The sequence below is a fragment of the Brevundimonas sp. genome, assembly GCF_031082345.1.
Taxonomy (GTDB): Bacteria; Pseudomonadota; Alphaproteobacteria; order Caulobacterales; family Caulobacteraceae; genus Brevundimonas.
Map to the genome: position 1 here is coordinate 1 of NZ_JAVHLH010000299.1, position 3,141 is coordinate 3,141.

Consider the following 3,141-nt stretch of genomic DNA (forward strand, 5'->3'; position numbering starts at 1 on the left):
CCCCTGCCCCCTCCTCTGCTGAACTCCAGGCACGGGCGGACGAGAACGCCGCCCGTAAGGAACGGAGCCGCGCCTTCAAGGCCGCCATGGCGCTCTCCCTCTGGCGCGAGGGCCTGCCGGCGGCCGGTACGCCCGTCGAGACCTATCTTCGCGCGCGCGGGATCCACGGCGCCGCGCTGGAGGCCATGTTGGGCCAACTGCGGTTCCATCCGCAGGCTTATCACTCCGGCGACACCGCCCGGCCCGTCGCTGCGCCCGCAATGGTCGGCTTGATCATGACGCCTGAGGGGCCGACCGGCGGGGTTCACGTCACCTACCTGTCGTGCGATGGCGCGCGGAAGGCCGACCTTTCCCCAAGTCGAAAAGTCTGGGGGCCCACAAATCGCCTAGATGCGACCGGCGTCGCCCGGCCGGGAGGCGTTTGGCTGACATCTCCCTTCGCTCCCGGGCCCCTCATCGTCGGTGAAGGCATCGAGACGACAGGCGCAGGGGGCTCGATGATCGGCCTTCCCTGCCGGATGGTGGCGACCTTGTCGCTCGATGCGCTGCAGGGGGCCTATCTGACCGACAGTCGAGGTCGCGTGGATCTGTCGGACCTGCAGCCGGACCCGATGCTTCCTGCCTTCACCTGGCCGGAGCCCGCGGATCAGCCGTGGGGCGCGCCCATTCTCTGCATCGATCGCGATATGAAGCCAATTCGCATCCGCACTGCCGGCGACCAGGATGAAGACGACGAGGAGATCCTCGACGCCGATGGGCGAGCCGTGGTCTGCGCGGCCCTGGCCGCCGCCGCCTGGATCATCGCGGGCGCGCGCTGGCTCGCCTTCGCGATTCCGCCCCGGGATATGGACATCAACGACCAGCTGATGGCCAGCCATGCTGGCCAGGCCCCAGGCTATTTGCGTCTGCTCAGCCTCAGCGGATTCGCGGCCGCGTGCTCGGCCGATGATCCGTCCTAAGGCCTTCGCGGAACAGAACACGAACTTCTCACTTCCTTTCCCGCGAGCCGCGGCCTAATGCGGCCACGGTCGGTGGCGCTGACCGGGTAGTGAGATGACAGAGCGGTTCCGCATTCGCCCGTCGGAGATCCCCGATGGCCATTACATCGTCGCCGTCTGTCAGGCGTGCCACGAACACCGCTACATCACCCGCGCCCTCATGCTTGAGAAGGCCGGTGACGTCCCTCTGAGTCGTATTGAGCCCCGGCTGCGCTGCATCGCCCGGCCGAGGGCCGACAAGCGTGGTCAGGCCTGCGGTGGGCGCATGGTCATGGAATGGCGCGCGCGACGGGTCGTTGATCCAGATTGGGCCGTCGGCTGATGGGGCGCCGCAACTACAGTCACTACACGGACGACGACTGGCGCACAGCTACATCCACCCTGCGCCAGATCCTCACGACTGGCTGGCCAGTCTATGCCCACTGCGACCTTTGCGAGGTGCGCCTTAAGGTCGACGTCGCGCGCGTCGCGCAGTTAGCCGGATCGCAGAAAAGCCTCTGGGGCGCAAAGCCTCGCTGCCGCTGCGTAGGCTGTCCTGGCCGGGTCACCTTCTACCTCGATCCGCCCGGCGCTCACACGGCAATGGCCATGACGGCGAAACGATGAAGGGCTCGCCTGTTTTCTGCGAGCCATGGCGGCGAGTCGAACCCGGGAACGGGGGATTCGATTCATCTCCGGACCCAGGCGTGGTCGCAGAGGAGCCAACCGCAAGGCTGATCGCCTACGGCGACTGCGGCGGGGTGTCCCCGTCCTTCGGCTTCGCCTGCAGCACGGGTGATCCCCCTCCCCGCCTCGGCCTTGCCCTTGTCTTCAGGGGGTTGGTTTTCGCGGCCCCCGCTTCAGGGAAGCGGATGGCCCCGCTCCAGTTTGGGCGGGGTTTGCCCGATAGGCTTCACGCCGCCGCGATGCGGCCAGCCAGGTCCCAGCCAGCAAGACGGCATAGATCGTGGAGGGGGTGGGTCGGGTCAGCGATTACCAGCGGTCGGTCTGCCGGCGGAATGCGCTCGATGAGCGCGGTTATGGTCGGCCGGATCCGCGATGCGATGGCGTCGGAGGCCAGCTTGTCGGCCAGCAGCGGGTGATGATCTTCGATAGTGGCCCGCGAAGTCCATGCGCGGCGGCCCAGCTGATAGGCCAACTGCTTCCGAGCCGCATCATCGAGCGCTGGCCCCTTCGGCACCCTCTTCTCGGGCCACCTGTCAAACGCGTCAGCCTGCTGCAGGGCGAGTTCCGTGGCGGCTGGCGGAGCCCCTGCCCTATGCGCCAAGGCCGCGTAGGCGCGTATCGCGTCCCCGCCGACCTTGTCATGCGCCTTGATGATGAACACGGGCTCCCCTTCGGAGAGCCCGCGCGTGGAGAACAGCGCGTCGTAGTCCGGACGGCCCGTCGAAATTCCGGTCATCAGCGCTTCCAGGCGAGGCCGGGGATTTCCGGCTCGCCTTCCACGAGGATAGCCGAGGCCCCCGTTTGGGCTTCGATAGCTTGGACCGTCTGGCGCAGCATGTTCTCAGTGAAGTCGCGAGGCGTTCCGACGAGGCGGTTGGCCAGCGCCCGGCCGAAGCGTTGAGTGAGCCCGCCGCCGCTGATCGCGGTGTCGCTGGCGAACAGGTTCAGGTGGTAGCCCTCCCGCTCGTCGTTCTTGTAGGGGAACAGGCAGAGCTGAACCCGAAGCTGCTGCGAGCCCGACACGGCCCGCTGGACATTCGCGGTCCACACAGCGCCCTGACAGTCCGCGACCATGAACTGCTCCGTGCTGACCCCGCCCAAGGCGGCGAGCCCGGCCAGGCGGCTGTCGGCAAGCGGATTGGACAGGGTGAAGCGCCCCGGCTGCTCCGGAGTCTGGATGGCGATCGGCCGGTTCGACTGAAAGTCGCTCGCATACCCTTGCAGGATGCGCTCGGCGGCGTCGATGACGGGGCCTTTAGCGGCTTCCGTCTCAAAGTCGATGATGGCGTAGGCCTGGTAGCTGCGCTGCCTGTTTTGCGCTTCGGCGGCGGTGGCGACGGTGACGGCGGCAAGCGCGATGGCGGTGACCGCCGTGGCAGCCGTGATGGCGATAATGGTGCGGCGGAGGGGGCCGGCTTGGCGACGGACCGCCACGTGGGAGACTTCCGACGGGTCCGGGGCGGCGACTCGTCGGACC

The 3,141-nt window shown here is 67.7% G+C and carries 4 protein-coding genes; 2 read left to right on the forward strand and 2 right to left on the reverse strand.

Going from position 1 to position 3,141, the window contains the following annotated elements; all coding sequences use genetic code 11:
- Together RDU12_RS14320 and RDU12_RS14325 are read left to right on the forward strand one after the other, a co-directional pair.
- A partial coding sequence (locus tag RDU12_RS14320) for a hypothetical protein (protein WP_308685303.1) occupies positions 1-959 on the forward strand: 959 nt, incomplete at its 5' end.
- A 94-nt stretch (positions 960-1,053) separates the two neighbouring features.
- On the forward strand, positions 1,054-1,320 hold the full coding sequence (locus tag RDU12_RS14325; protein WP_308685305.1) for a hypothetical protein: 267 nt from the start codon (positions 1,054-1,056) through the stop codon (positions 1,318-1,320).
- A 570-nt stretch (positions 1,321-1,890) separates the two neighbouring features.
- Here the strand turns inward: RDU12_RS14325 and RDU12_RS14330 are convergent.
- Positions 1,891-2,400: a hypothetical protein gene (locus RDU12_RS14330; protein WP_308685306.1), complete on the reverse strand. Its 510-nt coding sequence runs from the start codon at positions 2,398-2,400 to the stop codon at positions 1,891-1,893.
- Positions 2,400-3,141: hypothetical protein (locus RDU12_RS14335; protein ID WP_308685307.1), on the reverse strand; the 742-nt coding region annotated here is incomplete at its 5' end. The genes RDU12_RS14335 and RDU12_RS14330, both read right to left, overlap by 1 nt.

Bases quoted from the DNA above. Each gene is read 5' to 3' on its own strand.
- RDU12_RS14330 (WP_308685306.1), bottom strand. From the start codon at position 2,400: ATGACCGGAATTTCGACGGGCCGTCCGGACTACGACGCGCTGTTCTCC.
- RDU12_RS14325 (WP_308685305.1), top strand. From the start codon at position 1,054: ATGACAGAGCGGTTCCGCATTCGCCCGTCGGAGATCCCCGATGGCCAT.